Genomic DNA, 26,164 nt, shown 5'->3' with positions numbered 1-26,164 from the left:
CATGACCGACGTCGCCGACCTCCTCGTCACCGGCTCCGTGATCCGCACGTCCGACCGCGCCCGTCCGCGCGCCGAGGCCTTCGCGGTGCGCGACGGACGGATCCTCGCCGTCGGCGACCGCGCCGACGTGGAGGCGTTCCGGGGCCGCCGCACGCGGGTCGTCGAGGTCAGCGACGCGGCCGTCTACCCCGGCTTCGTGGACGTGCACAACCACCACGCGCTCGCCGGACGGACCGAGCTCTTCGAACTGTCGCTCGCCCCCTCCCTCACGCTCGACGAGATCCTCGACCGGGTGCGGGAGAAGGCGCAGACCATGCCCGAGGACGCCTGGATCGTCGGCGGCGCCGTGGCCACGACCCTGCTCCCGACGCTGGCGAACACCGCCACGCGGCGCCGGCTGGACGAGGCGGCGGGCGGACGACCGGTGGCGCTCATGGAGGACTCCCGCCACAACCGCTGGGCCAGCACCCGGGCCCTGGAGCTCGCCGGCATCACGGCGGACAGCATCCCGACCTCCGGGGTCACGCTGCTCGACCCCGACGACGGCACGCCCACCGGCGTGCTCCTGGAGGCCGCCGGCATCCCGGTGCAGGAGGCGTATGACCGCAGCGGCGGACTCACCCCGGAGCAGCACGCCGCCGCGTCCCGCCGCGGCATCGAGCTGCTGAACTCGTTCGGGATCACGGCGTTCCAGGACGCGGGGGTCTCCGTCGACATCCTCGCCGCACTCGCCGGGCTCGACCGCGCCGACGAGCTGCACGCCTGGGTCGTCTCCTCGCTCCTCATCAACGACGAGATCTTCGGATTCGACCCCATCGGCGCTCCCCTCCTCGACCGGGGCGAGGAGTTCCGCACGCCGCACCATCGCCCGGACTTCGTGAAGATCTTCCTCGACGGCGTGCCGCCCGCACGCACCGCCTCCTTCCTCGACCCGTATCCGGCGGATCCGGTGCACGGGGCGCACTTCCATGGCGAGACGACCATGACCCTCGACGAGCTCACCGACTGGCTGCGGGCCGTCGCCGCCCGCGGTCTCGGGGCCAAGGTGCACTGCACCGGCGACGGGTCGGCGCGCCTCGTGCTCGACGCGACCGCGCGCGTGCGCGCGGAGGGCTTCACGACGCCGGTGCAGATCGCGCACGGGCAGTTCCTCGCGGAGAGCGACATCCCCCGGCTCGCGGCGCTCGACGTCTCCGCCGACATCTCCCCGTTCATCTGGTACCCGGGCGTCATCCCTCAGGCGCTGGCGGACGTGCTGGGAGAGCGTGCCGAGCACTCCCAGCCCAACCGTGCCCTCCTCGACGCCGGGGCCCTCGTGGCCGGCGGCTCGGACTGGCCGGTGAGCGAGTCGCCGAACACGCTCGAGGGCCTGCAGGGGCTGGTGACACGCGCCGATCCGCTCGGTCGGGCCGCGGGCACACTGTGGCCGGAACAAGCGATCTCCGCCGAGGAGGCGCTGGAGGTCTTCACGATCAACGCCGCGACGGCGATGGGGCTCGGCGCGGAGACCGGTTCCCTGACCCCCGGCAAGTCCGCCGACTTCGTGATCCTGGAACGGGATGCGATCGGCGGACCGGCGGAGGAGATCGTGCACACCGAGGTCGTCTCGACGTGGTTCGCCGGGCGCACGGTGCACGAGCGCTGAACACGACGCGCCGTACGATGGGCGCATGCGCCGCTTCCCCGCCTCCGTCTACCGGGTCGGGGACGAGCCCGATCCCCGGTTCTCCCTCGCCAACGAGCGCACGTTCCTGGCCTGGACCCGCACCGGCCTGGCGCTGATCGCGGGCGGCGTCGCGCTCGAGGTCCTCGGGCTCGACCTGCATCCCGGGTTCCGGCTGGCCGCATCGCTGCTGCTGATCATCGCCGGCACGGCCGTGGCGCCGCTCGCCTGGTTCGAGTGGATGCGGGCCGAGCGCGCCCTGCGGCAGGGACGGCCGCTGCCCGGCGCACTGTCGGCGGTGGTGCTCGCCGTGGTCGTCGTGACGACGGGGCTGCTCGTCCTCGCCGGGGTGCTGTGGCGCTGACGGAGCCCTGCCGATGACCGCCCCCGATACTCCCGCGCCCGACACCTCGGCGCCCGATCTATACGATCCCGGGCTGCAGCCGGAGCGCACGGAGCTGGCCTGGCGGCGCACGGCCCTCGCGATCGCGGTCGGCTCGCTGCTGTCGCTGCGGGTGTTCCCCCTCGTGCTGCCGACCGGCGCCGAGGGGTGGGGCCTCGTCCCGGGCGTGCTGGGCGTCGGCACGGCGGCCCTGCTCTGGATCGCCGCTCGCCGTCGGCAGCGGCGGACGACCGCAATGCTCACCGCCCGGGCGCGCGGGCCGCTGCCCGGCGGCGGACTCCCGCTCGCGCTGACGGTGTTCGCGACCGGCTTCGGTCTCGTCGCCCTCGCGCTCGTGGCGGTGACGCTGCTCACGCGCTGACACGCCGGAGCGCGGGGCGAACGCGACAGATGCCGTGACCGCCCCGCGTCCCCTCGCCGCCCTCCCTCAGTCCGCGAGGAGGAACCGCGCGCCGCGTTCGCCGATCATGGCCGCGGGCGCGTTGGTGTTGCCGGTGGGCACGGTCGGCATGACCGAGGCGTCGATCACCCGGAGCCCCTCGATCCCGCGCACCCGGAGCTGCGGATCGACCACCGACTCCGGGTCGGAGCCCATGCGACAGGTGCCGACCTGGTGGTGGTAGGTGATGGCGGTGCGGCGCACCCACTCCTCCACGTCGTCGTCCGCCACGTCCGGCCCGGGGTAGACCTCGACCGCACCCCACTCCTCGGCGAGCGCGGGCTGCGTGCCGATGCGGCGGCACTGGCGCACCGAGGCGGCCAGGGCATCGACGTCCCGGTGATCCTCCAGCGCTGCCAGGTCGATGTGCGGCAGGTCGTCGAGGCCGGGACCGGTGAGGCGCAGCTCGCCGCGGCTGTACGGCGTCACCAGGCCCGCCATGAGCGTGAACCCGTCGGTGCCCTTCGGCTCGAGCTCGCCCCACATCGGGACGGAGAAGTGGATGGGCTGCGTGTCCGGCTGCGCGAGGCCGTCGCGGCTGCGCCAGAACAGGTGGCTCTGTGTGACGGAGACCCCCGGCTGCGGCGGGCCGACGGGCTTCTTCTCCGTCGCGAAGATCACCGGCGACAGGAGGTGGTCGTGCAGGTTCTTGCCCACGGCGGGGGCGTCGTGCACGACGGGGATGCCGAGGGCACTCAGCTCAGCGGCGGGACCGATGCCCGAGCGCAGCAGGATGACAGGAGTGCCGAGTGCTCCCGCCGAGAGGATGACCTCGTCCGCGAGCACCTCCTCGGCGTCGTCGCCCTCCCCCAGCCGGATGCCGACCGCACGACCGTCGCGCACGATCACGGAGTGGACGGCGCGACCGGTGAGGATCGTCATCCGGTCGGCGACGGGCTGCGCATAGGCGGTCCAGGTGTTGACGCGGCGGCCGTCCGTGATCGTGACCTGCTCCTGCGAGACCCCGTCGAGCGTGCCCCCGTTGTAGTTCGGGTTGCGCGGCAGCCCCTCCTCGACGGCGGCGTCGATGATCGAGGCCTGGATGGGTGCGAGCGCGTAGTCGTCGGTCACGGGCAGCAGGTCGTTCTCGATCGCATCGTAGATCGGCTCGACCTCGGCCCAGCCCCATCCGGTCGCGCCGGCCGCCTCCCACGCGTCGTAGTCGGAGGCCGCGCCGCGCACCCAGATCATGGCGTTCAGCGCGTGCGACCCACCGGTGACCTTGCCGCGAGGAAGATGCAGCCGACGACCGGCCGCGTGCGGCTGCGGCACGGTGAAGAAGTCCCAGTCCTCGGCGGAGTGCCAGAGTTCACCCGCCCGCGCGGGTCGTGGATGGCCGGGTTCGTGTCGTAGCCGCCCGCCTCGACGAGCGTCACCGCGACACCGGCGTCGGTGAGACGCCGCGCGACGATGGCTCCCGACGTGCCGGCACCGACGACGATCGCGGAGCGCACACCCGCGCCACTGTTCGCCACGGCCACGTTCACGCCTTCCGGCCGGGTCCGGAGACGACCTGGGTGACGGCGACGGACTTGAGCCCCTCGACGCCGAACTCCAGCCCGTAGCCCGAGCTCTTCACGCCGCCGAACGGCACCATCGGGTGCAGCCCGCCGTGCGAGTTGATCCACACCGTGCCGGACTGCATGCGCGCGGCGACGGCGCGGGCCTCCTCCGGGTCGCTCGCCCACACCGAGGCGCCGAGGCCCACGTCGAGCGCGTTCGCGAGCGCGAAGGCCTCGTCGACGTCGCTGTAGCGGATGACGGGAAGCGCGGGACCGAACTGCTCCTCCTGCACGAGCGCTGCGTCGTTGTCGATGTCGGCGACGATGGTGGGCCGGTAGAACAGCTCGCCGAGCTCGGCGGCCGGCTCGCCACCGGTGACGATCCGGGCGCCGCGACTGCGCGCATCGTCGACGAGGCGACTGACGATGTCGAACTGCGGGCGGTTCTGCAGCGGTCCGAGCACGTTGCCCTCGTCGAGCCCGTTGCCCATCGGCACCTGCGCGGCGATCGCGGCGAGCGCGTCCACGACCTCGTCGTACACGGAGTCGTGCACGTAGAGGCGCTTCATGGCGGCGCAGGTCTGTCCGGTGTTGATGAACGCACCCCAGAAGAGGTCTTCCGCGATCGCGGAGGGATCGGTGCCGGGGAGCACGATGCCCGCGTCGTTGCCGCCCAGCTCCAGCGTGAGGCGGGCGAGGTTGCCCGCGGAGCTCTCGATGATGCGGCGCCCTGTCGCGGTGGAGCCCGTGAACATGATCTTGGCGATGTCGGGGTGCGAGGCGAGGCGGCCGCCCACCTCGCGGTCGCCGGAGACGCCGATGAGGACGTCGGCGGGCAGCACATCGTTCATCACGGCGAGCATCGCCAGCACGCTCAGCGGCGTGTACTCGCTGGGCTTCGCGACGACCGTGTTGCCCATGCGCAGCGACGGGCCGATCTGCCAGATCGTGATCATGAGCGGCCAGTTCCACGGCCCGATGGCGCCGACCACACCGGCCGCCTTGTAGACGAGCTCGGCGTGCAGCGTCTCGTCGTCGACGAGCACCTGCGGCTCCAGGACGGTGGTGGCGTTGGTGCGCAGCCAGGCCGAGCAGGCGCCGAGCTCGAACCGCGCGTTGGGGCCGTTCAGCGGCTTGCCCTGCTCCCGCGACAGGAGGTAGGCGAGCCCTTCGGCGTTCGCGTCGATGGCGTCGGCCGCGGCCAGCAGGAGCGCGCTCCGCTTCTCGTGTCCGAGCGCTTCCCACGCGGGCTGCGCGGCCTTCGCACGGGCGATCGCGTCGTCAAGGTCGGCGACCGTGGCCACGGGCGCGCGTCCGATGACCTCCCGCGTCGCGGCATCGGGGATCTCGCGCCCCTCGCCCTGCGGGGGCTGGATGCGGTCGAGCAGCGCCGCAGCGGCGGACGCCGCGGAATCGGCGGATCCGGAGTCGACGGCTACGGGAACGGCGGAATCGGACATCGGTGTCTCTCCTTCGAGCGGGTCACGGCGCGGACGCCGGTCTTCTTCTCATTCTCGGTCGGCCCTTCCCGCCGCACTTGTCGCGGAGCGCGCCGGAGATGTCCCCGCGCGAAGGATGCGCTCCCGAGCCGGTCCGCGTGAGCGAATCGGCCCCCGTCCGGTCCGTGAAGCCGGGAAGCGCCGGGCGCGGCGTGCGCCATCGTCGCCTCGGATCCCACCACGCCGGCCCTCGCACCTGCGGCACTCCCTCTCGCATGCGGATCTGCCACCCCGAGGTGTCCAGGGTGCGGTGGTGGTGCCAGCACAGCGCGACCCCGTTGTCGGTGTGCGTCGGACCCCCGTGCGCGTGCTCCGTGACGTGGTGGATCTCGCACCAAGCGGCGGGGACGTGACACCCGGGGATCAGGCACTCACCGTCCCGCACGCCGATCGCCCGGCGCTGCGCGGGGGTGAAGATCCGGTCGCTCGACCCGAGCCCGACGATCCTCCCGCCGGCCCCGAGCACGACCCGCTGGACCGTCCCTCCGCACGCCGTATGTGCGGCCACCCGCGTCGACACCGGCGTCTCGGCGCCCTCGACCCGAGCCCAGCCGCGCCCCGTGGCATAGTCCTCGGCGCCGACCGTCACCACGAGTGTCGGGGCGGCACCGCCCAGCCGTGGCATGTCGTCGTGCCGGGCTGCGATCCCCAGGGCCGCCGCGAGCGCGTCGTGCTGCTTCTGTGCCCGCGTGCGCCCGTCGACCATCCCGCCGGGGTCGCCGGCCGGGAGCCCATCGTCGTCCGGGGACACCGCCGCGTCCCGCCGCTCGGCATCCGCGAGTTCCGCGGACGGCACGAAGTGGACGCCGGGAAGCGGCGGACCGTCGACCTTCGGGTTCAGATACGCGTCCCAGATCCGCTGCAGCTGCCCCGCGACCTCGGGCAGCAGTGCGCCCCGGACCGGGATCACGCCGTCCTTGGCGCGCCCCAGCACCACACCCCGCGCTCGAAGCGCGATGTCTTCCGCAGGCTCCGCGCCGTCGGGGTCGAGGTACTGCACGATCAGCTGCGCCCGCACCCGCAGATCCTCGGGCGTCGGCGCCGGACCGGACTTGTTCTCGTCATCATCAGTGTTCTGGACGTCATAACTGTTCTCGTCGTCGTCGCTCTCCTCGCCACGAGCGACCTCCGCGAGATACGCGTCGGCCTCCCAGCGGTCGGCGAGGCGCACGCGAGGCCCTGCCTGCTCGATCGGCCCGGTCGCAGCCAGCAACCCGGTCACGCCGAGCGCCCCGTCGACGAGGGCCTCGCGCAGCGCCGGCCACCGCGCCGGCAGCCACTCCCCGGAGGACAGGTCGACCTCGCGTCGCACCAACCGCGCGCTCTTCACGAGGCGCGCGGCGGACGCGCCGTCGGTGCGGAGCACACGCTGCAGCAGCTCGTTCATCGAGCGGCAGCCGAACCCTCCGCAGAAGGCCGGCTCCCCCGACCCCGCCGGACGCGGATCGACGCTCGCGACCGCCTCCACGATCACGGCCTCCACGCGTCGCTGGATCTCGCCCGCGACCCGCAGCAGGTCCATCATCGCCCCGGCATCGAGAGCGCCCACGGTGCCGGACTGCAGCACGGCGTCGAGAGCGACGACCGTGTCGTCGAGAACCGCTACCGGGGTGCCTTCCATACGACGATTCAACAGAGGGCCGCCGACATTGCGAGGCCTGATTACCCCTGTTCAGAGCGATATTCCAGTACGCGCGCGAGACTCCTCCTGCACGCGAAGAGACCCGCGATCACCCCTCCACAGCACCGCACCCAACGATCCCCGTCGCAGGAAACAACCGTCACGCCCGGTCGAAGTCCTCGAAGATCAGGATCGTCCGGGTCGAGCGGATCGACGGGATCGCCTGGATGTCCTCCAGCACGATGCGGCGCAGGTCGCGGGCGTCGTTGGCGCGCACGAGCAGCAGCACGTCGAAGTCGCCGCCGACGAGCGCCATGTGCTCGATCTCCGGGATCGCCCGGAGCCGCGCGCTCACCTCCTGCCACGTGGCCTGTTCGATCGCGAGGGTCACGTACGCGCTCGCGTGATGCCCCAGCAGCACAGGGTCGGTGCGCACGGTGTACCCCGTGATCACCCCGGCGTCGCTGAGCCGCTTGATGCGGGCATGCGCCCCCGCGCGGGAGATGTGCACCGCCTCGGCGATCGCGGTCATGGACGCCCGCGCATCCCGCCGCAGCTCCGCGAGGATCGCGCGATCCGTCTCGTCCAGCGCCGCCATGGCACCCCTCTCCCGTCCGGGAAATCCTGACATTTCGGAAGCCATTGTGGCACGTCGCGAGCAATCGTCCACGATCCCGCGACGGATCTTGGATGACTGTCACACGCGCGGCATGCTGTCCTCATCGAGTTCGGCAAGGAAGGCGGACGGATGCACCCCCACGACATGCTCCCGCGGGACACCGCGGTACGACTGATCGCCGAGGACGGGACCACCCTCCCCGACGAGACCTACGCGCTCCCCGCCGCCGACGTCCTGCTGGCGGCCTACCGCGGCCTCGTCGAAGGCCGCCGCATCAACGATCAGGCCGGCGCGCTCGTGCGCCAGGGACGCCTCGCGGTCTACCCCTCGTCGCACGGGCAGGAGGCCTGCCAGGTGGCCGCGGCGATGGTGCTCGGCGACACCGACTGGCTCTTCCCCACGTACCGCGACTCGGTCGCCGTGATCGCCCGCGGCGTCGCGCCCGCGGAGGCGATGGTGCTCCTCAAGGGTGACTGGCACTCCGGCTACGACGTGCGTGCGCACCGCGTCGCCCCGCAGGCCACCCCGCTCGCGACCCAGCTCCTGCACGCGGTCGGCTTCGCGCAGGCGGCGAAGCACCGCGGCGAGGACACCGTGGTGCTCGCGCTCTGCGGCGACGGCGCGACGAGCGAGGGCGACTTCCACGAGGCGATGAACTTCGCCGCCGTCTTCCACGTCCCGGTCGTGTTCTTCGTGCAGAACAACGAGTTCGCGATCTCGGTCCCCCTCTCCCGGCAGACCGCCGCGCCCTCCTTGGCCCACAAGGCGGTCGGCTACGGCATGCCGGGACAGCGCGTCGACGGCAACGACGTGGCCGCGGTCCTCGCGGTGCTCACGGAGGCCGTCGACCGCGCCCGCGCCGGCGGCGGCCCTTCCCTCGTCGAGGCCCACACCTACCGCATGCAGGCGCACACCAACGCCGACGACGACACCCGGTACCGCGAGCGCGACGACGTGCAGGCCTGGCTCGCCCGCGATCCGCTGCTCCGCCTGCGCGCGCACCTCACCGCGACGGGGACGCTGGACGACGAGGCCGAGTCGCGCTTCGCCGCGGGCGCGGAGGAGATCGCCGCCGCCATGCGCACCGCCCTGAACACCGATGCGGAGCTCGACCCGGAAGACCTCTTCCGCTTCGTGACCGCGACCCGCTCGCCGCAGCGTGAGGAGCAGTGGCAGCTCCTCCGGGACGAGATCGCCCGCTCCCTCCCCGCCGAGACGATGACGACCGGAGGCCCCCGATGACCATCACCGAGCACGAGACGCCGGTCGCGACGGACGCCGGCACCACCACGACCATGACCATGGCCGCCGCCCTCAACCGCGCCCTCGCCGACGCCCTCGCCGCCGACCCCGACGTGGTCGTGTTCGGAGAGGATGTGGGAGCCCTCGGCGGCGTCTTCCGCATCACGGACGGACTCACCGCCCGCTTCGGCGAGGACCGCTGCTTCGACACCCCGCTCGCGGAGTCCGGCATCATCGGCACCGCCGTCGGCATGGCGATGAACGGGATGCGCCCGGTGGTCGAGATGCAGTTCGACGCCTTCGCCCTGCCCGCGTTCGAGCAGATCGTCAGCCATGTCGCGAAGCTCGGCAACCGCACCCGCGGCGGGATGCGCATGCCGCTCGTGATCCGCATCCCGTTCGGCGGTGGCATCGGGGGCGTGGAGCACCACTGCGACTCGTCCGAGGCATACTACGCGCACACGCCCGGCCTCACCGTCGTGAGCCCGTCCACCCCGCAGGACGCCTACTCGCTGCTCCGGGCGGCCATCGCCTCGCCGGACCCGGTGGTCTTCCTCGAGCCCAAGAAGCTCTACTGGTCGAAGGGCGAGGTCGACACCGCGGTGACGGCGGAGATCGGCGCGGCGCGCATCGCCAGGGAGGGCACCGACGTGACCCTCCTCGCGTACGGAGCCTCCGTGCCGCTCGCGCTGGAGGCGGCAGAGGTCGCCGCGGGCGAAGGGCGTAGCGTGCAGGTGGTCGACGTGCGCTCCCTCTCCCCCTTCGACGACGAGACGGTCACCGCGGCGGTGCGGTCCACGGGACGCGCGGTCGTGATCGCCGAGGCCCCGGGATTCGTCAGCGTCGCCTCCGAGATCCAGGCCCGGGTGTTCGAGCGCTGCTTCGAGTACCTGGAGGCCCCGGTGCGGCGGGTGACCGGTTTCGACACCCCCTACGCGCCGCCGAAGTTCGAGCACTGGTACCTGCCGGACGTCGATCGGGTGCTCGACGCGATCGACACGCTGCACTGGGAGGACGAAGCATGAGCACCCCGGTGAAGACCGCGACCCGCGTGTTCCGCCTCCCCGACCTCGGCGAGGGACTCACCGAGGCCGGCCTCGTGCAGTGGCTGGTGTCCGTCGGCGACACGATCGCGACCGACCAGGCCATCGCCGAGGTCGAGACCGCGAAGAGCGTCGTGGAACTGCCCTCGCCGTTCGCGGGCGTTGTGACGGCGCTGCACGGCACACCCGGCGACACCATCGACGTCGGGGCCCCGGTGCTGGAGGTCGCCGACCCCGGCAGCGAGGAGACCACGTCCGCGCCGCAGGCCCCCGCCGCGCAGCCCGAGCACGAGGCGTACCGGCAGGAGGAGCGGGCGGGGTCGGGCAACGTCCTCATCGGGTACGGCACCTCCGCGTCCGCCTCGACGGGTCGGCGACGCCGCCCCGTGGCGCCACGCCCCGCACCGGCACCCGCCTCGTCAGCACCCGCACCCGCCGCACCCGCCGCGACCGCTCCGGAGTCGCCCGCACCGGCCCCCCGCGACGCCGCGCGACCCGCGCCGGTCGCCGTGCGGTCGCCACTCGTGCGGCGCCTCGCCCGGGATCTGGGCCTCGACGTGCACGCGATCTCCCCCACCGGAGCGGACGGGGCGATCACGCGCGCCGACGTGCTGCGCGCCGCCGTGGACCATGCGGTGGACGGCGTCGCCGCGGCCCCGGCGCCGACCTCCGCGACCGCTCCCACCGGCGAGATCGACGGCCTCCCGGTCCGCAGCCGCGAGCGCCTGTCCCCGCTGCGCCGTACCGTGAGCGCCCGGCTCGCCCAGAGCCGCTCGGAGATCCCCGAGGCCACCGTGTGGGTCGACGTCGACGCCACCGAGCTCTGGGACCTCCGCGGGCGGATGGCTCCCGAGGGCGCGAAGGCCCCGTCGATCACGGCGCTCCTCGCGCGGTTCGTGCTGCTCGCACTGGAGGACTACCCGGTCCTCGCCTCGCGGCTCAGCGACGACGGCTCCGAGTTGATCTCGTTCGACGGCGTGAACCTCGGCGTCGCGGCCGACACCGAACGCGGCCTCCTCGTCCCGGTCGTCCCGCACGCGCACCGGCTCACGGTCGCCGACCTCGACGCCGCCCTGCGCGAGCTCGCGGCCACCGCGCGCGCCGGCACGCTCCCGCCCGAGCGGCTCGGCGGATCGACCTTCACGCTCAACAACTACGGCGGGCTCGGCGTCGACGGCTCCGCGGCGATCATCAATCACCCCGACGTCGCGATCCTCGGCATCGGCCGGATCATCGAGCGGCCCTGGGTCGTGGACGGGGCGATCGTGCCGCGTCGCATCGTCCAGCTCTCGCTCGTGTTCGACCACCGCGTCTGCGACGGCGGGTATGCGGCCGGATTCCTCCGCCGCGTGGTGGAGCTCATCGAGCATCCGCTCCGCGCCTTCGGGCGGGTCTGAGGTCGACCGGCCGGCGAACCCTCGTGGGCGGAGCGCCGATACGCTACGCTCGGCGATTACTGACCGATCATTCGGTAAGTCATCGCCGACGTACCCGCGTCGGCGCTCCCCCTCGCAGAACAACGGAGTTCGCATGACCTCAGCCACCGCAGCCGCCTCGTCGACCGGAAGGATGCCCGCCGAGGAGCGGCGCGTCCTCGCCGGCACCCTCGTGGGGACGTCGATCGAATGGTACGACTTCTTCATCTACGCCCAGGCGGCGGGCCTCGTGCTCGCCCCGCTCTTCCTCGCCCCCATCGCGGAGTCGAGCCCCGGGCTCGCCCAGGTGCTCTCCTTCGCGACCATCGGCATCTCGTTCCTGTTCCGCCCACTCGGCGCTATCGTCGCCGGACACCTCGGCGACAAGCTCGGCCGGAAGAAGATGCTCGTCTTCACCCTCGTGATGATGGGGCTGTCCACCTCCCTCATCGGTCTGCTGCCCACGTACGCCGCCATCGGCGTCGCCGCCCCGATCCTCCTGATCCTCCTGCGCATCCTGCAGGGCTTCTCGGCCGGCGGCGAATGGGGCGGCGCAGCCCTCATGGCCGTCGAGCACGCACCGACGGCGCGACGCGGCCTGTTCGGCGCGTTCCCGCAGATCGGCGTGCCGGTCGGCATGATCCTCGCCACCTTCACCCTCTGGGCCCTCACGAGCTCGATGTCCCCCGAGGCCTTCCTCGAGTGGGGCTGGCGCATCCCGTTCCTGCTCTCGATCGTGCTCATCGCGGTCGGCTACGTCATCCGTCGCGCGGTCGACGAGAGCCCCGTGTTCGAAGACCTCCGTCGCCGCCGCAAGGAGGCCTCGGCGCCGCTCGGGCAGCTCTTCCGCGCACACACGAAGCAGGTCGTGCTCACGGCCGTCATCTTCATCGCCAACAACGCCGCCGGATACCTACTGATCGCGTTCTTCGCGACGTACGCCGTCACGGCTCTCGGCATGGAGCGCCCGCCGGTGCTGCTGGCGACCACGCTCGCCTCGTTCGGCTGGCTGATCTTCACCCTGTGGGGCGGCGCGCTGTCCGACCGCCTCGGCCGCATCCGCACGTTCCAGATCGGGTACGTCGCCCTCGCCGTGTGGGCCATCCCGATGTGGTTCCTCATCGACACCGCGAACATCGTCTGGTACTTCGTCGCCCTGTTCGTCATGACGTTCGCGCTCGGACTCTCGTACGGCCCGCAGGCGGCACTGTACGCCGAGATGTTCCCCGCGAACGTGCGCTACTCGGGCGTCTCGATCGGCTACGCCCTCGGGGCCATCCTCGGCGGCGCGTTCGCACCGATGATCGCGGAGGCGCTGCTGAACCAGTTCCACGCCGCGTGGACGATCGGCGTCTACATCGCGGTCGCGTCGATCATCTCGCTCATCGGCGTCTCGCTGGTGAAGGAGACGAAGGGCGTGGATCTCAGCGTCTGACTCCTGGTCCGGGATCGCGGCCGGCCGTGCGCCTGTGCCATAATTACCTTACGATCGGTCAGTAATTCACGACCGGCCGCTCCCGGACCACACCAGGACGACGAAGTCAGGAGATCCGCATGCCAGAGGCCTACCTCGTCGGAGGGGTCCGCACCCCGGTCGGCCGCTACGGCGGCTCCCTCTCCGCCGTCCGTCCCGACGACCTCGCGGCGCTCGTCGTCGGCGAGGCCGTGCGCCGCGCCGGGCTCGACCCGGCGCGTACGGAGCTGGACGAGGTCATCCTCGGCGCCGCCAACCAGGCCGGAGAGGACAACCGGAACGTCGCCCGGATGGCCGTGCTCCTCGCCGGCCTCCCCGACACCGTGCCGGGCATCACGGTCAACCGCCTGTGCGCCTCCGGGATGTCCGCCGTCACCATGGCCGCACAGGCGATCCGCGCGGGCGACGCCGATCTCCTCGTCGCCGGGGGCGTCGAGTCCATGACCCGCGCCCCCTGGGTACAGGCCAAGCCGGAGAAGGCGTGGGCGAAGCCCGGCGCCGCCTTCGACACCTCGATCGGCTGGCGCTTCCCGAACCCGCGCCTCGCCGCACGCGACAAGGCCACCTTCACGATGCCGGAGACCGCGGAGGAGGTCGCCCGGGTCGACGGCATCACCCGCGCCGAGGCCGACGCCTTCGCCGTCCGCTCGCAGCAGCGCGCCGCCGCCGCGATCGCCGCCGGCCGCTTCGCCCCGGAGATCGTCGGCGTGCCGGTCCGCGACGGCGAGGTGCTCGTCGACGAGGGGCCGCGCCCGGATACCACGCTCGAGGTGCTCGCGCGCCTCCGTCCCGTCGTGGCCGGCGGAGAGGTCGTCACGGCCGGCAACTCGAGCGCCCTCAACGACGGCGCCTCGGCCGTGCTCGTGGCGAGCGCCGAAGCCGTCGAGCGCCACGGACTGACGCCCCGCGCCCGGATCGTCGTCGGCACCTCCGCCGCCCTGGCTCCGGAGATCATGGGACTCGGACCGGTCCCCGCGACGGAGAAGGCGCTGCGCCGTTCGGGGCTCTCCCTCGACGACATCGGCGCCGTGGAGCTCAACGAGGCGTTCGCCTCGCAGTCGCTCGCCTGCATCCGGCGGCTGGGCCTCGATGAGGACCGCGTGAACGCCGACGGCGGCGCCATCGCTCTCGGGCACCCGCTCGGCTCGTCCGGCTCGCGCCTGCTCGTGACGCTGATGGGACGCATGGAGCGCGAGGACTCCCGCTACGGCCTCGCCACGATGTGCGTCGGCGTCGGCCAGGGCGCGGCCGTGATCCTGGAGAAGGTGTGAGCGGCGCGGACGAGCCGCTGCTCGTCACCCGCACCGCGGACCGCGTCGTCGCGACCCTGAACCGTCCGCACAAGCGCAACGCGATCGACCAGGCCACGATCGACGCCCTGCACGCGCTGTGCGCCGAGCTGGAGGAGACGCCGCGCACGCTCATCCTCACCGGCGCCGACGGGGTGTTCGCGGCCGGCGCCGACATCGCCGAGCTGCGCGAACGCCGCGCCGACGACGCCCGTCGCGGCATCAACGCCCACGCGTTCGTCCGCGTCGCGGAGCTGCCGATGCCCGTCATCGCCGCGATCGACGGCTACGCGCTCGGCGGTGGCGCGGAACTCGCGTATGCCGCCGACATCCGCCTCGCGACGCCGACCCTGAAGATCGGCAACCCGGAGACCGGCCTGGGCATCCTCGCCGCCGCCGGAGCGAGCTGGCGCCTCAAGGAGATCGTGGGCGACGCCCGCGCCATCGAGCTGCTGCTGACCGGCCGCACGGTGCACGCCGAGGAAGCGCTCCGCATCGGTCTCGTCTCCTCGTTGCACGAGGTCGCCGACCTCCTCGCCGCCGCCCACGCGGTCGCCGACCGCATCGCCCGCAACGACCCCGCGGCGACCATCGCGACCAAGCGGGTGTTCCGGGCGCCGCGCGACCAGCACCCCGCGGTCGACCTCGAGGAGCAGGCCGCGCTGTTCGAGAGCCCGGAGAAGCACCGTCGCATGACCGCCTTCCTGGAACGGAGAGACCGATGAGCACGCCCTCCTCCCCCGAAGCCGCAGCCCCGGCCCGTGTCGGCGTGCTCGGCGGCGGACGCATGGGCGCCGGCATCGCCCACGCCTTCCTCCTCGCCGGAGCCCCCGTGACCGTGGTCGAGCGGGACGACGACGCCGCCGCGGCCGCCGCCGCCCGCGTGCACGGGTCGATCGACGCCTCGCTCGCCCGCGGCACGGCGATCGAGACGGGCGAGGCCTACCGGGCCCGGTTCGCGACCGGGACCGACGCCGCCCTGTTCGCGGACTGCACCCTCGTCGTCGAGGCCGTCCCGGAGGAGCTGGCACTCAAGATCGACGCCCTCACCCGCGTCGAGCGCCACCTCGCCGACGACGCGGCCCTCGCGTCCAACACGTCGTCCATCTCGATCGACGAGCTCGCGGCGGTGCTCGACCGCCCCGAGCGCTTCCTCGGGATGCACTTCTTCAACCCGGTGCCCGCCTCGACCCTCGTGGAGGTGGTGCGTGGCGGCGCGACCGCGGAGACTTTGGTCGCGGACGCCGCCTCCTGGGTCCGCGCGCTGGGGAAGACGCCCATCGTCGTCGCCGACGCCCCGGGTTTCGCGTCGTCACGGCTGGGCGTCGCCCTCGGCCTCGAGGCGATCCGGATGCTCGAGGACGGCGTCGCCTCCGCGGCCGACATCGACGCCGCCATGACCCTGGGCTACAAGCACCCGGTGGGGCCGCTCCGACTCACCGACATCGTCGGGCTGGACGTCCGGCTCGGCATCGCCGAGTACCTCGCGGCGCAGCTCGGCTCGCGCTTCGAACCCCCGACCCTGCTGCGCCGCCTCGTGGCGGAGGGGCACCTCGGCCGCAAGAGCGGACGCGGCTTCTACGAATGGGACGACTGATGAAGGGAACCCCCATGACCGAGATCCTCCCCAGCTACGTGCAGGGCTCCTGGTGGACGCCCGCCTCCGACGCGGACGCCACCGCGGTGCGCGACGCCTCGACCGGGGAGACGGTCGCCCGCGTCTCCACCACCGGCCTCGACCTCGGCGCGGCGCTCGACTACGCCCGCACCACCGGCCAGGCCGCGCTCGGGGAGCTCACGTTCCACCAGCGCGCCGTGCTGCTCAAGCAGCTCGCGCTCGCGCTGACCGCCCGCAAGGAGGAGCTGTACGCGCTCTCCAGCCGCACCGGCGCCACCGCGCAGGACTCCTGGGTCGACATCGACGGCGGCATCGGCGTGCTCTTCGCGTACTCCAGCAAGGGCCGGCGCGAGCTGCCGAACGCGAAGGTCTACGTCGACGGCGCCGTGGAGAACCTGTCCCGGGACGGCTCCTTCCTCGGTCGGCACATCTACACCCGGCTGCCCGGGGTGGCGGTGCAGATCAACGCCTTCAACTTCCCCGTGTGGGGCTCGCTGGAGAAGTTCGCGCCGGCCTTCCTCGCCGGTGTCCCCACGGTCGTGAAGCCCGCCACCCCCACCGGCTACCTCACCGAGGCCATGGTGCGCGTGATGGTGGAATCGGGTCTGCTGCCCGAGGGGTCGCTGCAGCTCGTGTCCGGCAGCGTGCCCGACCTCTTCGAGCACCTGCGCCTCGGCGACCTCGTCGCGTTCACCGGCTCGGCGTCGACGGCGGAGCGGCTGCGGGCTCACGACCCGGTGCAGACCGGCGGGGTCCGCTTCACCAGCGAGACCGACTCGATCAACGCCTCGGTCCTCGGCACGGATGCGGCGACCGGCACGCCGGAGTTCGACGCCTACGTGAAGCAGCTCGTCGCGGAGATGACGTCGAAAGCCGGGCAGAAGTGCACCGCGATCCGGCGGGCGATCGTGCCGGAGGACGCGGTGGACGACGTGATCGCCGCCGTGCGCGACCGGCTCGCCGCGCGGATCGTCGTGGGCGACCCGCGCGCCGAGGGCGTGACCATGGGACCGCTCGCCTCGACGGCCCAGCGCGACGAGGTGCTCCGGCAGGTGGCGCGACTCCGCGAGGGCGGCGGCGAGCTCGTGATCGGCTCCCCCGAGACGCCGACGGTCCGCCGTGCGGACGGCAGCGAGGGCCCGGCGGAGGACGGCGCGTTCGTGGCGCCGATGCTCCTGCGCTTCACCGATGCGACCAGCCCCGCCGTGAACGAGATCGAGGCGTTCGGCCCCGTCTCCAGCATCCTCGGCTACCGCACGCTGGACGAGGCGGCGGCACTCGTGGCCCGGGGCGGCGGCTCGCTCGTGACGAGCGTCGCGACGCACGACCCGGAGGTCGCGACCACGCTCGCCGCGGGGATCGCCGCGTACAACGGCCGCGTGCTCTTCCTCGACCGCGACGACGCACGCAGCTCGACCGGCCACGGGTCTCCCCTGCCGAACCTCGTGCACGGCGGCCCCGGTCGCGCCGGCGGCGGCGAGGAGCTCGGCGGCATCCGGGCGGTGCTGCACCACATGCAGCGCACCGCGGTGCAAGGCTCCCCGGAGATGATGACCGCGCTCACCGGCGTCTGGCACCAGGGGGCCTCGGCCCGTCCGTTCGACACCGACGACGGCGTGCACCCCTTCCGGAAGTCGCTGGCGGAGCTGCGCATCGGCGATCAGGTCGTCAGCCCCTCGCGCACCGTCACCCTCGACGACATCGAGACGTTCGCGGCGTTCACAGGCGACACGTTCTACGCGCACATGGACGAGGCGTCGGCGGCGGCGAACCCGTTCTTCCCCGGACGCGTGGCCCACGGCTACCTGCTGGTGTCGTGGGCGGCCGGGCTCTTCGTCGATCCGGCTCCCGGTCCCGTGCTCGCGAACTCCGGGCTGGAGAACCTGCGCTTCGTGACCCCGGTGTCCCCCGGCGACGAGATCCGCGTCGAGCTCACCGCCAAGCAGATCACGCCGCGGGAGACCGACGAGTACGGCGAGGTGCGCTGGGACGCGGTCCTGAAGAACCAGGACGACGAGCTCGTCGCGACCTACGACGTCCTGACCCTGGTCGCGAAGGAGCTCACCCCCGCCTGACCCCGAGACCCCGGGTTCTCGTCGAGGCCCCACCCTTCCCACGCGGAGAGGGCGGGGCCTCGGCGCGAAGACGGGGTTTCGGGGTCAGGGGTGGCGGAGGCCGTCGAGGGCGATCGCGACGACGTCGTCGGCGAGACGATCGGCGCCCTCGCGACCGCCGGGGCGGTACCACTCCACGATCGAGTTGATCATGCCGAACGTCAGGCGGGCGACAACGGCCGCGTCGATGTCGGAGCGCAGGGCACCCTCAGCCTGCGCCTCCGCGACGAGGGCCGTGATGCGACGGTCGAACGCCCGGCGCCGGGTGAGGGCGCGGCGCTCGACGTCGGTGTTCCCGCGCACGCGCAGCAGCAGCGTCACGGCGGGGAGCTGCTCCACGAGCACATGAACGGCCCCGCGGAGCACGTGTTCCAGGCGGGCGACCGCATCGGCGGCTCCCCCGCTGTCCGGGAGGGGTGCGTCGACCACGGCTTCGAGCCCGCCGAGGGCGCTGTCGAGGGCGCGGTCGAGCATCTCGTCCTTCGACCCGAAGTGATGGTAGATCGCCGACTTCGACAGCCCGAGGCGCTCGGCGAGCATCCCGATCGAGGTCGCGTCGTAGCCGTGCTCGTTGAAGGCGGCCACCGCGACGGCGAGGATCCCCTGCTGGTCGTACCCGGGGCGGCCGCGCCGCGTGGTCTGCATCTCGGACATCCCCCTCAGTCTCGCACCGCCCGCCGCGCGCATCGCGGAGGTCGACGCCGAGACCCCCGCGTGTCAGCGCAGGTCGTAGACGCGCTTGTACTTGCCCTCGCTGCGCGGCAGTGCACCCGGCTCCTCCAGCCGCACGGCGACCGACGAGCCGATGAACACCTTGATGCGCTGCACCAGCACCTGCGCCGCCGCCTCGCACGTCTCCACGGACAGGTCGGGGTGCCGCTCGATACGGACGGTGAGGGCGTCCATCCGCCCTTCCTTCGTCAGCTCCAGGATGAAGTGCGGCGTGAGCTGCTCGATCCCGAGCACCAGCTCCTCGATCTGCGTCGGGAAGAGGTTGACGCCGCGCAGGATGATCATGTCGTCGTTGCGCCCGGTGACCTTCTCCATCCGCCGCATACCCGGACGCGCCGTGCCGGGGAGCAGGCGGGTGATGTCGCGCGTGCGGTAGCGGATGACGGGGAACGCCTCCTTGGTGAGTGAGGTGAAGACGAGCTCGCCCCGTTCGCCATCCGGCAGCGCCTGCAGGGAGTCGCCGTCGATCACCTCGGGCAGGAAGTGGTCCTCCCACAGATGCGGGCCGTCCTTGGTCTCGAGGCACTCGTTGCCGACGCCCGGCCCCATCACCTCGCTGAGCCCGAAGATGTCGAGGGCGTCGATGCCGAGCCGCTGCTCCAGCTCGTGCCGCATCTCGTTGGTCCAGGGCTCCGCGCCGAGCACCGCGACCTGGAGCGAGGTGGACCGCGGGTCGATGCCCTGCGCGGCCATCGCGTCGGCGATCGTGAGGAGGTAGCTCGGGGTGCACAGGATCGCGTCCGGCTCGAAGTCGCGGATGAGCTGCACCTGCCGGGCGGTCTGTCCGCCCGACATCGGGATCACGGTGGCGCCCAGGGCTTCGATGCCGGCATGCGCCCCGAGCCCACCCGTGAACAGGCCGTACCCGTAGGCGTTGTGCACCTTCATGCCGCGCCGGATGCCGCTGGCGCGGAGCGACCGGGCCACCAGCGTCCCCCAGCGGTCGAGGTCGCCGCGCGTGTAGCCGACGACGGTCGGGCGGCCCGTGGTGCCGCTGGACGCGTGGATGCGGGCGACGTCGGCCATCGGCACCGCGAACATCCCGAACGGGTACGTCTCGCGCAGGTCGTCCTTGGTGGTGAAGGGCAGCCGGTGCACGTCGTCGAGCGTGCGGATGTCGTCGGGATGCACGCCCGCCTCGTCGAACTTCCGCGTGTAGAGCGGCACGTTGCGATAGGCGTGCTGCACGGTCCACTGGAGGCGCTCGAGCTGCAGGCGCTCGATCTCGGCGCGGCTCATCCGCTCCTCGGGGTCGAGCTCGTCGGTCGTCGGCGGGCGGAGGGCAGAGGCGGGGGCGGTCATCGTCGACACGGGGACTCCTCGGAACGGCGGATCAGAAGGTCTGGGAGGTGGTGCGGGAGCGGCCGCGGAACTCGGCGACCGCGTCGCCCTGCTCGTCCACGACCGTCACGTCGTAGAGGCCGGAGCGACCGGTGCGGGTGCGGCGGACGGCCGTCGCGGTGAGCGTCTGCCCCGCGACGGTGGGCTTGAGGAACGAGATGTCGGCACCGGCGGCCACCGTCACCCGGTCGTCTTCGTTGCAGGCGATCGCGAAGGCGGTGTCGGCGAGCGCGAACACGAGCCCGCCGTGGGTGATCTGGAAGCCGTTGGTCATGTCCTCACGGACGCGCATCGACACGACCGCGTGCCCCGGGTCGTCGCGTTCGACCACGAGCCCGAGCATCGCCGAGGCCCGGTCGCGTTCCATCATGGCCCGGTTCGGCCGCACGGCCTCCGCCGTATCCGTCGCCTCCGTCATCGCCGACCTCCTCGTCGCGCTGGGACGGGACGACCGCGTCCCGTCCGCCCATACTAACTGAACGATCGGTCAGTAACGCAAGGGTGTCGGGGACGCGGGTGGGGTCACTCGATCCGGAACGGCGTCCGCAGCGTCGCGTCCTCCACGGTGACGCCGGTGATCACCGCCGCCGGGTCGGAGAAGTCGCGATCCGCGCGGAAGCGGATCGTGCCTCCCTCCCGCGTGGACCATTCGTAGAAGTACTCGCCGGACGAGACCACGCGGAGGAACGTGCCCTCAGAGAAGGCCGCGACCGCCTCCGTCAGCGGAGCGCCGATCCGGACTCCCCCGGCGGCGGGCAGCGCGGCGCCGTCCGGCTCGACGTCGCCCTGGATGTTCGCGATGCCGGCGGTGACCGCCGCCAGCGCATCCCCCTGCTCGGCGAAGTGCAGCACGAGGCGGGACGTCCCGTCGGCGCTCACGACGCGCACCTGCCGGTCGGACCAGTCGAACTCCTCCACGGTGGCCCCGGGGATCGCCGCCACCGCCTCCTCGCGCGAGGTGCCCAGCACGAGGGGGCCCACACCCGTCGTCGTCATCTCCCAGTCGCTCCACGGAGCGGCGGGGTCGGCGGGCACCGGGGTCTCGGCGACCGGCGGGTCGTCCGTGAGCTCCTCGATGAGCGCGGCTTCCGCCTCGACCGCCCGATCCCGCAGGAGCAGAGCCGCGCGCTCGGCGTCGAACGCGGAGCCGTCGAGCGCCGGCTGCCGCAGGTGCACGACGACGTTGCCGACGGCGGCGAAGGCGTGGTGCACGCGCCAGGGGTTTCCGCCCGCGTTCATGGCCATCGTGCCGGCGAAAGCCCGCACGCCCTCCTCATCGGGCACGGCGACCGCGTCGAAGGTGCCTTCACCCCGAGCGTCGAACTGCGCGCAGCGGTCGACGGTCGAGGCGAGCAGGTCCATGCGCTCGGCCGCCACGTCCTCCGACGCGAACTGGAGGATCTCCTGCTTGCCGCTGTTCTGCGTGTCCTCGGCGTCCGCCCAGGGCACCGTGCGCGCCCCGATGCTGAACATCGAGGTCTCCATGATCAGCATCCCGCACACGGACGGAGTGAAGTCCGGGCCGCCCCCGTCCGCGTACTGCAGCAGCGTGTCGTCGACCTCACCCGCCGGCGGCGCGGACGGAAGCAGGTCGGCGACCTCGGCCGGCGTGAGCGCGAAGGCGTCGAGGTCGTCCCCCACGAACAGGAGCGGGCCGTCGTACGGCTCCGGCGTCGGCGTCTCCGTCACCGGAGAGGCGGTCGCCGTTGGCGTCGCCTCCGGGGTCGCCGCGCATCCGGGCACGGCGATCAGCACCGCTGCCGTCGCCGCCGCGAGGAACGCCGCGCTGCGCCTCTTCCGCCTCCCGGGCGCCGCAGCCGTCATGAACCCCTCCGAGTGGTCTCGTGCGCACCGATGCGCGCCCCTGAGGGAAGGATAGCGGTCAGGATCCGGGACTCAGGACGCCGGCGGCCGCCCGCCGCGCGTCCGCCGCGGTTCTCGCGCCGCTCGCGCCCTCGGCCGCCCGCCGGCAGGCATCGGCGTCCACGGCATCGAGCGCGGCCGCCACCCGCCCGAGGGCGCGCGGCGTCATCGACAGCGAGGTCGCTCCGAGCCCGACCAGCACGGGGGCGAGTGCCGGGTCACCGGCCGCCTCCCCGCAGATGCCGACGGCCTTGCCCGCCGCGCGTCCCGCCGCCCCGACCGTCCCGATGAGCCGCAGGACCGCCGGCTGCCAGGGATCGTTGAGATCGGCGAGCGCACTGGACAGCCGGTCCGCGGCGAGGGTGTACTGCGCGAGATCGTTGGTCCCGAGACTCACGAAGTCCACGACCTCGAACAGCTCGGCGGCCAGCAGCGCCGCCGCCGGGGTCTCGATCATGATCCCCGCTCTGTCCAGCCCCGCGGCACGGCACCGCGCCGCGAAGTCCGCGGCCTCGTCGACCGTGGCGACCATCGGGGCCATGACCTCCACCTCGGCGGATTCCGCATCGGCGGCCCTGGCCAGCGCGCGGAGCTGATCGTCGAGGAGTGCGGGCCGGCGACGGGAGAGGCGCAGGCCCCGCACACCGAGCGCGGGGTTCTCCTCGTCGTCGTCGTTCGCGAACGGCAACGGCTTGTCGCTCCCCGCATCCAGCGTGCGCACGACGACCTTCCGCCCGGGGAATGCGCGCAGCACCCCGCGGTACGCCTCGACCTGCTCCTCGATGCTCGGCGCCGCTGTCCGGTCGAGGAAGCAGAACTCGGTGCGGAAGAGTCCGACCCCCTCGGCGTGCGCCGCGGCCGCGCTCTCGGCATCCGACGCTCCTCCGACGTTGGCCAGGAGCGGCACGCGGGTCCCGTCGGCGAGACGGCCCCGTCCGTCGAACGTCACCACGACCGCTGCAGCCCGCGCCTCGGCGATCTCCGCCTCGTCCGGGTCGACATGGATCGTGCCGCTATCGCCGTCGACGAGGAGCATGGCGCCCTCGGGGATACCGGTCGCCCCTGGCACACCGACCACGGCGGGCAGTCCCAGTGCCCGCGCGATGATCGCCGTGTGCGACGTGGGCCCGCCGTCCGCGGTCACGAGAGCGACGCAGCTCCCGCCGTCCAGCGCTGCCGTGTCGGCGGGAGCGAGGTCGGTCGCGACGAGCACGAACGGCTCGTCGCGCTCGGGGACCCCGGGCATGTCCACCCGGAGGATCTCGGCGATCATGCGGTCGCGGACGTCACGGATGTCGGCGGCGCGCTCCGCCACCCTCCCGCCGAGCGCCGCGAGCGCCGCCTCGTGCGCCGCGGACGTCTCCCAGACCGCCCGCGCCGCCGTCCGCCCCTGTGCGCGCACGAGGGCGGTGGCTTCGGCGACGAGCTCCGGGTCCGAGGCGAGGAGCCGGGACGCGTCCAGAATCGCCCGCGCCTCTCCGCGGGCCCGTTCGGCGCGCGAGCGCAGCTGATCGGCGACGGCGACCGCCGCCCACTCGATCGTGGAGACCTCCGCCTCCCGACCCTCGGGCGGGACGAGGGTCTCGGCATCCGGTTCCGGGAGTGCCGGCGCGAGGGACACCGCCCTCGCGGCCACACGTCCCGGGCTGACGCCGCGGCCCTGCAGCACGGATCCGGAGACGATCTCCGGCGTCGGCGCCGACTCGTGGTCGGCCCGGGCTCCCGCCTGGTCGTCGCCGGCCGTGCCGAGCGCGGGCGCGGGTGCGGGTGCGGTTCCGGGGCTGCCGGCGGCGCCCTCGTCCGTCTCGACGCCCTCGCCGAACCCGCCCTGGAAGAGCGACACCAGGCGGTTGATCGCCGCCTCCGCGTCGGCTCCCCGACCCGTGAGCTCGATCTCGGTCCCCTGACGCGCCCCGAGCGCGAGCAGCCGGGTCAGGCTCCCGGCCGCGGCTTCCGGGCCGTCCGGCAGCCGCCGCAGGCGCACGTCCGCGCCCGCCGCCGATTCCGCGATCAGGGCGGCGGGCCGGGCGTGGATGCCGAGAGGGTTGCGCACCCGCACCCGACGGGACACCGTCTCCTCGGCCGGCTCCGCCCCGTCAGGAGCGCGCTCCGCGGGCGACGTCACGATGTCCTCCGCCGTCGCATCGTCCGTCGGGCCGAGCTGACCGGTCTTCGCGGCCAGCGCCGAGGCGGCTTCAGCGGCGACCGCATCGAGGTCGCCCCCGGCCGCCGCGGCCACCACCGCGGCGAGGAGACCCTCCACGAACGGCGCGGGCGCGAGCCGCACCGGCACGTCGCTGCTGCGCAGTTCGAGCGCGAGCTCGGCGCTCAGCACGGCCGACCCGAGGTCCATGAGCACGAGCACGCCGTCGACCTCGGCGGCGAGCTCGTCGATCGCCGCCGACACCGCGACGGCGTCCGTCCCGAGGATGGGCGCGCCGTCCGCGTCCACGCCGGCCCCGGCCGCCACGCGGACCCGCACGCCGCCGCCCGGCACCATCTGCAGGGCGAGTTCGAGCGCCGCCTCCCCGAGCCGGGCGCTGTGGGAGACGGCGACGATCCCGATCATCCGGCGTCCGCGAGGGCCGCCGCGAGCGCCTCGAACAGGAGCGCGGTCGAGGCGGCTCCGGGGTCGAGGTGGCCCGCGCTGCGTTCCCCGAGGTAGCTCGCCCTGCCCTTCCGGGCGACGAGCGGCACCGTGGCGTCGCGGCCGGCGGACGCGGCATCCGCCGCCGCCCTGGCGGCGGACGCGGCATCGGCTCCTCCGGCGAGGGCGGCGTCGAAGGCATCCACCGCGGGCGCCATGGCGTCGAACATCGTCTTGTCGCCCGCCTCGGGCTTGCCCCGCGCGACGATGCCCTCGAGGCCCGCCCGGAGCGCGGCGGCGAGCGCCGGTCCGTCGAGCGACGTGACCGCACCGGCGGACATCCCCATGCGCAGGAAGAACGTGCCGTAGAGGGGGCCGCTCGCGCCGCCCACCGAGCTCACCAGGGTCATGCCGACGGTCTTGAGCAGCTCGTCGATCGTCGCGGGCGTCGTCGCCGCGAGCTTCTCCCCGACCGCCGAGAAGCCCCGCGCCATGTTCGCGCCGTGATCGGCGTCCCCGATGGCGGAGTCCAGTTCCGTGAGCCAGTCCCGTTGCGCCGTGACGGCTTCCCGGTACCGGGAGATCCAGTCGACGAGGGCGTCGGTGCCGGCGGCCGCCATCACGCGCCCCACCGCAGGCCGGGGGTGATCACCGGGGCGTCCCACAGCCGCAGCAGCTCGTCGTCGGCCTTGAGCACCGTGACGGAGCACCCGGCCATGTCGAGGGACGTGATGTAGTTGCCGACCAGGTTGCGCGCGATCTGCACTCCGGACCTCTCCAGGATCGACGCGACCTCGCCGTACATGAGGTAGAGCTCGATCAGGGGCGTGGCCCCCATGCCGTTGAGCATCACGATCGCAGGCCCGGTGGCGTCGAGGTCGCCCAGGATCGGCTCGACGAGCTGCCGCGCGATCTCCGACGCGGGGGCGAGCGGCTCACGGTGGCGTCCCGGCTCGCCGTGGATGCCGATGCCGATCTCCATCTGGTCGTCGGGGAGGTCGAAGGTGGGCTTGCCCGCGGCGGGGACCGTGCAGCTGGTGAGGGCCATGCCCATGGAGCGTCCCTGACCGTTGATGCGCTTCGCGAGGTCGACCACGGCCGCGAGGTCGCGGCCCTCCTCCGCCGCCGCCCCCACGAGCTTCTCCAGCAGGACCGTGAGGCCGACGCCTCGGCGCCCCGCGGTGTAGAGCGAGTCCTGCACGGCCACGTCGTCGTCCACGACGACCGTGCCCACCTCGATCCCTTCCATGGCGGCGAGTTCGGCGGCCATCTCGAAGTTCAGCACGTCGCCCGTGTAGTTCTTGACGATGTGCAGCACGCCGGCGCCGCGGTCGACCGCCTGGGTGGCGACCTGCACGCGGTCGGGGGTGGGCGAGGTGAAGACCTCGCCGGCGACGGCCGCGTCGAGCATGCCGGTGCCGACGTAGCCGCCGTGCAGGGGCTCATGGCCGGATCCGCCGCCGGAGACGACGGCCACCTTGCCCTGCGCCTTCGGTGTCGCCCGGGTGATGACGTGGTTCTCCAGGTCGACCGAGAGTTCGGGGTGTGCGGCGGCGACGCCCTTCAGTGACTCGACGAGGACGTCCTCCGGGGCGTTGATGAGCTTCTTCATCCTGCGATCTCCTTTGATGCGGCGTGAGTCTCGAGCGAAAATCCGAAAAGGATTCGTCAATGTCGAATATGCTCGGAGCCTGCCGGGT

At 72.9% G+C, this 26,164-nt stretch carries 21 protein-coding genes and 1 pseudogene; 11 read left to right on the top strand and 11 right to left on the bottom strand.

Annotation, left to right across the window (positions count from 1 at the left end; translation table 11 throughout):
- Position 1: 1 nt before the first annotated feature.
- The 3 genes from AC2W7E_RS13420 to AC2W7E_RS13410 are packed head-to-tail and all read left to right on the top strand — an operon-like array spanning position 2 to position 2,427.
- A complete protein-coding gene (locus AC2W7E_RS13420; protein ID WP_485989305.1) occupies positions 2-1,645 on the top strand; it encodes an amidohydrolase in 1,644 nt (547 codons plus the stop codon).
- Positions 1,646-1,670: 25 nt separating this feature from the next.
- On the top strand, positions 1,671-2,027 hold the full coding sequence (locus AC2W7E_RS13415; RefSeq protein WP_085606759.1) for a YidH family protein: 357 nt from the start codon (positions 1,671-1,673) through the stop codon (positions 2,025-2,027).
- Between the two features lie 13 nt (positions 2,028-2,040).
- Complete coding sequence (locus AC2W7E_RS13410; protein WP_485989304.1) at positions 2,041-2,427, top strand: DUF202 domain-containing protein; 387 nt, start codon at positions 2,041-2,043, stop codon at positions 2,425-2,427.
- 66 nt (positions 2,428-2,493) lie between these two features.
- Here the strand turns inward: AC2W7E_RS13410 and AC2W7E_RS13405 are convergent.
- The 4 genes and pseudogenes from AC2W7E_RS13405 to AC2W7E_RS13390 form a co-directional block, all read right to left on the bottom strand.
- A pseudogene (locus tag AC2W7E_RS13405) lies at positions 2,494-3,959 on the bottom strand (GMC family oxidoreductase).
- Positions 3,960-3,988: 29 nt separating this feature from the next.
- A complete protein-coding gene (locus AC2W7E_RS13400; protein WP_338565628.1) occupies positions 3,989-5,467 on the bottom strand; it encodes an aldehyde dehydrogenase family protein in 1,479 nt (492 codons plus the stop codon).
- Positions 5,468-5,489: 22 nt separating this feature from the next.
- Positions 5,490-7,127: an HNH endonuclease signature motif containing protein gene (locus AC2W7E_RS13395; protein WP_485989303.1), complete on the bottom strand. Its 1,638-nt coding sequence runs from the start codon at positions 7,125-7,127 to the stop codon at positions 5,490-5,492.
- Between the two features lie 160 nt (positions 7,128-7,287).
- The gene (locus AC2W7E_RS13390; protein ID WP_025103849.1) at positions 7,288-7,725 is read right to left on the bottom strand and encodes an Lrp/AsnC family transcriptional regulator; all 438 of its coding nucleotides are present in this window, start codon (positions 7,723-7,725) and stop codon (positions 7,288-7,290) included.
- A 150-nt stretch (positions 7,726-7,875) separates the two neighbouring features.
- Between AC2W7E_RS13390 and AC2W7E_RS13385 the strand changes: the two genes are divergently transcribed.
- From AC2W7E_RS13385 to paaZ, 8 genes are all read left to right on the top strand, one after another.
- On the top strand, positions 7,876-8,988 hold the full coding sequence (locus tag AC2W7E_RS13385) for a thiamine pyrophosphate-dependent enzyme (protein ID WP_249520798.1): 1,113 nt from the start codon (positions 7,876-7,878) through the stop codon (positions 8,986-8,988).
- Entirely contained in the window at positions 8,985-10,013 is a 1,029-nt protein-coding gene (locus AC2W7E_RS13380; protein ID WP_249520799.1) for an alpha-ketoacid dehydrogenase subunit beta, read from the top strand. Before AC2W7E_RS13385 ends, AC2W7E_RS13380 begins: the two co-directional genes overlap by 4 nt.
- Positions 10,010-11,428 carry a dihydrolipoamide acetyltransferase family protein gene (locus AC2W7E_RS13375; RefSeq protein WP_485989302.1) on the top strand — a complete coding sequence of 473 codons (1,419 nt, stop codon included), beginning with the start codon at positions 10,010-10,012 and terminating at the stop codon, positions 11,426-11,428. The genes AC2W7E_RS13380 and AC2W7E_RS13375 overlap by 4 nt, the downstream gene beginning before the upstream one ends.
- 133 nt (positions 11,429-11,561) lie before the next feature.
- On the top strand, positions 11,562-12,881 hold the full coding sequence (locus tag AC2W7E_RS13370) for an MFS transporter (protein ID WP_025103845.1): 1,320 nt from the start codon (positions 11,562-11,564) through the stop codon (positions 12,879-12,881).
- Positions 12,882-13,000: 119 nt separating this feature from the next.
- Entirely contained in the window at positions 13,001-14,191 is a 1,191-nt protein-coding gene (locus tag AC2W7E_RS13365) for a thiolase family protein (RefSeq protein ID WP_025103844.1), read from the top strand.
- Complete coding sequence (locus AC2W7E_RS13360) at positions 14,188-14,934, top strand: enoyl-CoA hydratase/isomerase family protein (RefSeq protein WP_194088850.1); 747 nt, start codon at positions 14,188-14,190, stop codon at positions 14,932-14,934. The genes AC2W7E_RS13365 and AC2W7E_RS13360 overlap by 4 nt, the downstream gene beginning before the upstream one ends.
- Positions 14,931-15,806, top strand: a complete 876-nt coding sequence (locus AC2W7E_RS13355) for a 3-hydroxyacyl-CoA dehydrogenase family protein (protein WP_126894600.1) — start codon at positions 14,931-14,933, stop codon at positions 15,804-15,806. Before AC2W7E_RS13360 ends, AC2W7E_RS13355 begins: the two co-directional genes overlap by 4 nt.
- 14 nt (positions 15,807-15,820) lie before the next feature.
- Entirely contained in the window at positions 15,821-17,902 is a 2,082-nt protein-coding gene (paaZ, locus tag AC2W7E_RS13350; protein WP_485989301.1) for a phenylacetic acid degradation bifunctional protein PaaZ, read from the top strand.
- Positions 17,903-17,986: 84 nt separating this feature from the next.
- Here the strand turns inward: paaZ and AC2W7E_RS13345 are convergent, their stop codons facing one another.
- The 7 genes from AC2W7E_RS13345 to dhaK all read right to left on the bottom strand — a co-directional run bounded on the left by AC2W7E_RS13345 (position 17,987) and on the right by dhaK (position 26,076).
- Positions 17,987-18,595 carry a TetR/AcrR family transcriptional regulator gene (locus tag AC2W7E_RS13345; protein ID WP_126894598.1) on the bottom strand — a complete coding sequence of 203 codons (609 nt, stop codon included), beginning with the start codon at positions 18,593-18,595 and terminating at the stop codon, positions 17,987-17,989.
- Between the two features lie 63 nt (positions 18,596-18,658).
- Positions 18,659-19,975: a phenylacetate--CoA ligase PaaK gene (gene paaK, locus AC2W7E_RS13340; protein WP_085606910.1), complete on the bottom strand. Its 1,317-nt coding sequence runs from the start codon at positions 19,973-19,975 to the stop codon at positions 18,659-18,661.
- A gap of 31 nt (positions 19,976-20,006) precedes the next feature.
- A complete protein-coding gene (gene paaI, locus AC2W7E_RS13335; RefSeq protein ID WP_025103838.1) occupies positions 20,007-20,432 on the bottom strand; it encodes a hydroxyphenylacetyl-CoA thioesterase PaaI in 426 nt (141 codons plus the stop codon).
- A gap of 104 nt (positions 20,433-20,536) precedes the next feature.
- Positions 20,537-21,838: a hypothetical protein gene (locus AC2W7E_RS13330; protein ID WP_485989300.1), complete on the bottom strand. Its 1,302-nt coding sequence runs from the start codon at positions 21,836-21,838 to the stop codon at positions 20,537-20,539.
- Positions 21,839-21,896: 58 nt separating this feature from the next.
- Entirely contained in the window at positions 21,897-24,446 is a 2,550-nt protein-coding gene (gene ptsP, locus AC2W7E_RS13325) for a phosphoenolpyruvate--protein phosphotransferase (protein ID WP_485989299.1), read from the bottom strand.
- Positions 24,443-25,084, bottom strand: a complete 642-nt coding sequence (gene dhaL, locus AC2W7E_RS13320) for a dihydroxyacetone kinase subunit DhaL (RefSeq protein WP_485989309.1) — start codon at positions 25,082-25,084, stop codon at positions 24,443-24,445. The genes ptsP and dhaL overlap by 4 nt, the downstream gene beginning before the upstream one ends.
- Positions 25,084-26,076: a dihydroxyacetone kinase subunit DhaK gene (gene dhaK / locus AC2W7E_RS13315; protein WP_025103834.1), complete on the bottom strand. Its 993-nt coding sequence runs from the start codon at positions 26,074-26,076 to the stop codon at positions 25,084-25,086. Before dhaK ends, dhaL begins: the two co-directional genes overlap by 1 nt.
- Positions 26,077-26,164 lie beyond the last annotated feature (88 nt).

The sequence above is a fragment of the Microbacterium sp. CFSPD4_SD4 genome, assembly GCF_057364585.1.
The sequence above is the reverse complement of the archived record's forward strand: the minus strand, read 5'-3'. Positions and strand labels throughout refer to the sequence as shown.